This is a genomic window from Acidithiobacillus sp. TH-A35, from assembly GCF_057473505.1.
The window spans coordinates 1-4,828 of the sequence record NZ_JBYCKR010000159.1; the positions used below are offsets into that span (position 1 = coordinate 1).

The window sequence follows — 4,828 nt, forward strand, 5'->3', positions numbered from 1 at the left end:
GCACAGTTGGGTGGCGCTGAGACGCCGGCGATCGGGTTTGCAGTAGGGCTCGAAAGATTACTCGCTTTACAGGCGTTGCAGGGGAGGGCAGTGGAAGCGCCGATCCCCCTGCTTTTCCTCGGTGCTTTGGAGAATGCTGCGGTAGCGCGCACCTGGCAAATTGCCGAGAAGTTGCGTGATGGGGGCATCTCCGTCGTGACTGGTGGCCCCGCCAACTTCAAGAGCATCATGAAGCAGGCAGAACGTTCCCGCGCCAGATTCCAGGCCATTATCGGCGCGGGACAACTCGCTGGCGAGGCGCTGATCCTTAAGGAACAGGCAGGGGAGGGCCGCTGGCAGGGTAATCTTGACGCCTTGCACGAGGGTCTGCACTGCCTTGGCGTTGATTTCCCGCAGTCTGCCCCCCATACTGTACGCAATTTTGCCACAGCCAGAACCCCATCGTGACCGGTCCAGAACTCTCCGAATTCCTTTATCGCCATCGCATCTCCCTCATCGCGGGCACTATTATTATACTGCTTGCGGCAATGGGTTTTTTTGGCTACGAAAAATACCAGCGCCATCAAGTGCAGCGTGCTGCCGTACTTTATAATGAACTGGTAGATACCCTCGTCGCCGGGCAGACCAGTACGGCGCGCGCCAGTGCGGATACCCTGGTGCATCAATATGGGCGTACGCCCTACGCCACTTTCGCCCACTTTTTTCTGGCGCGTATGGATAGCGAAAGCGACCAGATCCCTGCGGCGGAAAGGGAGCTGAATATAATCATCCAAACCGAAAGCGCTCCAAGGGGCCTGAAGGGTATGGCGAGGCTCAGTCTGGCCCGTCTCTATCTGGAGCAGAAGCAGGCACAAAAGGCACTGGGTTTACTGAAGGCGCCGGATGTGGCCTTCGCCATCCTGCAGGATGAAATCCAGGGGGACGCCTATGTGGCGCTCCATCAGGACGGTAAAGCTATGCAGGCTTATCAGTCGGCTATTGCGGCGCTTCCAGCCGCTGATCCTTACCGCAGCTACCTGCAGATGAAGATGGCTAATATCGGAGTGGCGCCATGACCTTGCGAATTTCCCTCTCGTCCTCCTGGCGTCTGATGGTGTTGGGTTCCTTGGCGATCCTGCTGAACGGCTGTGGCATCATGTCCTGGTTCCATTCCACTCCAGCCCCCAAGGCACCCCCACCCCTCGCCAAAGGGCAGGATAAGGTATCTTTCTCTACGGAATGGCAGTCCCGCCTATATGGCATTTGGCAAGTCAATCCGTATCAGGGAACGCTGATTGCGCATGGCAAAGGGCAGATCGTAGTTGCCGACGCTTCTGGTCATCTGGTCAGTATGACGGATAGCGGCCACCAGATGTGGATGCGCAGCCTGGATGGCAGAACAGCGCGTGGTCCGACGCTGGCGGATGGTGTGGTTTATGCGGGTACCGACGCGGGAAAGGTCTATGCGTTTACCGCTAAAGACGGACACAAGCTTTGGGCTGTGCAGATGAGTTCTGAAGTGCTCACACCGGTGGTCGCTGTGGATGGACATCTTTTGGTACAGACGGTAGATGGTCATCTTTGGGCACTCGACCCTAAAGATGGCAAGGTGCAATGGACGTTCTCCGTGAATGAACCGTCCCTCATCCTGCGCGCCGTGGCTACGCCTACGGTGCATGACGGGGTGGTGTATGCCGGTTTTGCTGACGGAACGGTGGTGGCGCTCAGCTTGTCATCTGGTGCAGAGCTCTGGCGGGCGCAGGTCGCCTTGGCGCATGGCAGCAATGAATTGGCACGTATGGTAGATGTGGCCGCAAGCCCGGTGATCTCGAAGGATCAGGTCATTGCTGCCGCCTATCAGGGGAATCTGGCCGCTTATGCGTTGCAGGGCGGTACCCAGAACTGGAGTGTGCCGATGTCCGTCTACCAGACTCCCGTGCTGGACGATGGTCATCTTTTTGTCGCGGATGCCGATGGGCGGATATCCTCTGTAGACCCCAGCTCCGGCAATGTGCTTTGGCGCAATGACCACTTGAGCGGGCACTACATGACCGGTTTTGGTCGGTGTGGCAGTGACTTGCTGGCGACCGATAATGCGGGATATCTCTATGTCATTGATCCTCTGACGGGGCACCGGATCGGCCAGACGCGGCTGTCCGACAGCGGTATTCAGAGTACGCCCGTCTGTCTGGGAAATGGCCAGATTCTTGCCCTCAGTGATGCGGGCACCTTGTATCGAATCAAGCTGGCAAAACGCTAAGGCCCAATTCATGACTGCAGTTATCGCCCTGGTGGGGCGCCCCAATGTGGGTAAATCCACTTTTTTTAATCGCCTGACGCGCACCCGCGAGGCTTTGGTGGCGGATTTCCCGGGGCTCACCCGGGATCGCCATTATGGTACCGCGCAATTTGAAGGGCGCCAGTATCTGGTGGTGGATACCGGCGGTTTTGAGCCGGAAGAACGGGAAGGCCTGGTAGCGGCCATGGCCGCACAGACTCGCCTCGCTATCACTGAGGCCGATGCCGTTTGCTTTCTGGTAGATGCTAAAGAAGGTCTCTCGGCCCAGGATGCAGAAATCGCCGAAGAGCTGCGCCGCAGTGGTAAGCCCATCTATCTGGTTGTCAATAAGATGGATGCGAAAGGCGCTGTGAGCGAGCTGCCTGAATTTCATCGTCTTGGTCTGGGCATGCCCTACACCATCTCTGCGGCTCATGGTCACGGCGTTGAACCGCTGCTGGAGGCAATTTTTTCCGACTTGCCTACACCAGAAGCAGAAGCCGCCGAGGCGGCGGGGAAGGGGCCGCGTATTGCCATGCTCGGTCGGCCCAACGTGGGTAAGTCGACGCTGGTCAACGCGATGCTGGGTGAAAAGCGTGTCCTCGTTTTTGATGAGCCTGGAACCACCCGGGATAGCATCCGCATTCCATATGAGCGCCAGGGTAAGCCCTACGTCATGATTGATACCGCGGGTATGCGGCGCCGCGCCAGGGTGGGCGAGGGGCTCGAAAAGCTCAGCGTGTTGAAGACCCTGAGTGCTCTGCGTGAAGCGGATGTGGTGCTGCTGGTGCTCGACGCGCGTCTGGGTATCGCCGAGCAGGACGCCCACCTGGTAGGTGTGGCGGTCGAACTGGGGCGGCCCATTGTGGTGGTGGTCAACAAGTGGGATGGGATGAATCCCGAGCAGCGCAAGGCGGTAAAGCAAGAACTGGAAAGACGGCTGGACTTTATTAAATACGCGCCGATCTACACTATTTCCGCCCTCCATGGCACGGGTGTGGGTGATCTCTATAAGAGTATTGATCAGCTATGGATTGATTCTCGCCGTCATTTTTCCACAGGCGAGCTGAATCGCGCGCTGGCCGATGTGATCGAGACCCATCAGCCACCCATGGTCGGCGGGCGCCGCATCAAACTGCGTTATTGTCATCAGGGGGGAGAAAACCCTATCACCCTGGTGTTTCACGGTAACCAACTGACGCGTCTGCCCGGTACTTACAAGCGTTATTTGGAGAGTGCCTTTCGGCGGGCGCTGCATTTGGAAGCCGTACCCTTGCGTCTGGTCTTCCGGCAGGGAGAAAATCCCTACGATCCACAGCCGAAAAAAGGGAAACACTGAATGACGGAACGCATCTCCGGCTGGTGGCGCTGGGCAGTGGTGGCCGTGTGCATTTATATGGCGATATTGGTAAGTAATCGTTATATACCCGTTAATCCGCAGATGATCTGGGTGCGGGCCGGCGAGTACGCGCTCTGGGCCGCCCTAACGCTGGGTGCCATTGCCCGCTTCTTTCCGGCCCTGACGCCCTATGGCTGGCGGCCGGTGACCATCTTCCTGGGTGCGATACTCTCGGGCCTGGAAATCTTTATCGGGGCTGGGCCTGGCACGAAGGTGCGAGTGGACGAATGGATGACGGCACTCATCGGCATCGCTGGGGTCGCCATTCTTGCCCGTGTTTTACCCGCTGCCATCACGCGGTTATGGTTTGGTCAGGAGGTGGTTCGTCGTGGACCTGTTGCTCGTCCGCCACGCTGAGGCGGAAGATGCGGGTAATGGTGGATCTGATTTTGAACGTCAGTTGACTGCGCACGGTCATGTGAGTGCGGCAGAAATGGCCGATGGGCTAGCGCTCTGCGTCCGTAACCAGGTCGCATTGTGGAGTAGCCCTCTGGTGCGGACCAGAGAAACGGCGGCATATCTTGCGACGGCTTTGGGGGTGGAAGTGTCGAGCTATCACGACGCCATACCAGCAGGCGATCTCGGTCAACTTCGCCATGACTGGCAAAGCCTTTCCCCGCAGCCCGGTACCCTGATTGTGGTGGGCCATCAACCGCATCTCGGGATCTGGGGCGCACAGTTGATGGGTATATCTCTCCCGGTTAAAAAAGTCAGCGTCATAGCGATCGCCTTGGATCATTCTGGTACGGGCGGACAATTACTCTGGTATGCACAACCCGTGGCCTTGGCACGTCTGGGACAAATTCGGCATCAGGGGTGACCTGCGCTATAATGTGCAGAGTTACGGGCAATGGCTTCTTGCGCCCGCCTTGTTCACCGTTCGTCAGGAGGTATAAAATGTCCGAAGCAGCTGATCTCGTTATTATCCTTATTACCGGTCCGGAGAATCCCAAGCGTCTGCCTTCCGCCTTTTTTCTCGCTGCCACGGCTGCCGCAGCGGAGCAAAAAGTGGTGATGTATTTCACTGGTCCAGCCACGGAATTGCTGGCTAAGGGCAAGGCCGAGACCATATTTCCCATGGCCGGTGGCAAGAGTGTCGCTGACTTCATGAAATTGGCTGAGGACAACGGTGTGCAGATCATCGGTTGCCTGCAATCCCTGGAACTCAATGG

General features: G+C 57.7%; 6 protein-coding genes and 1 pseudogene. All 7 read left to right on the forward strand.

Annotated elements, in window-relative coordinates; translation table 11 throughout:
- Positions 1–447 (forward strand): annotated as a pseudogene (gene hisS, locus AC2VNK_RS05510) (histidine--tRNA ligase); the annotation flags it as partial.
- Positions 444–1,055, forward strand: a complete 612-nt coding sequence (locus AC2VNK_RS05515; RefSeq protein ID WP_291520646.1) for a YfgM family protein — start codon at positions 444–446, stop codon at positions 1,053–1,055. The pseudogene hisS and the gene AC2VNK_RS05515, both read left to right, overlap by 4 nt.
- A complete protein-coding gene (gene bamB, locus AC2VNK_RS05520) occupies positions 1,052–2,239 on the forward strand; it encodes an outer membrane protein assembly factor BamB (protein ID WP_291520648.1) in 1,188 nt (395 codons plus the stop codon). The genes AC2VNK_RS05515 and bamB overlap by 4 nt, the downstream gene beginning before the upstream one ends.
- Positions 2,240–2,249: 10 nt before the next feature.
- On the forward strand, positions 2,250–3,596 hold the full coding sequence (der, locus tag AC2VNK_RS05525) for a ribosome biogenesis GTPase Der (protein WP_291520650.1): 1,347 nt from the start codon (positions 2,250–2,252) through the stop codon (positions 3,594–3,596).
- Positions 3,597–4,013 (forward strand): hypothetical protein, encoded by a 417-nt coding sequence (locus tag AC2VNK_RS05530; protein ID WP_291520652.1) that lies wholly within the window; start codon positions 3,597–3,599, stop codon positions 4,011–4,013.
- A complete protein-coding gene (locus AC2VNK_RS05535) occupies positions 3,985–4,476 on the forward strand; it encodes a SixA phosphatase family protein (RefSeq protein WP_486883113.1) in 492 nt (163 codons plus the stop codon). The genes AC2VNK_RS05530 and AC2VNK_RS05535 overlap by 29 nt, the downstream gene beginning before the upstream one ends.
- 77 nt (positions 4,477–4,553) lie before the next feature.
- Positions 4,554–4,828: DsrE family protein (locus tag AC2VNK_RS05540; RefSeq protein ID WP_486883114.1), on the forward strand; the 275-nt coding region annotated here is incomplete at its 3' end.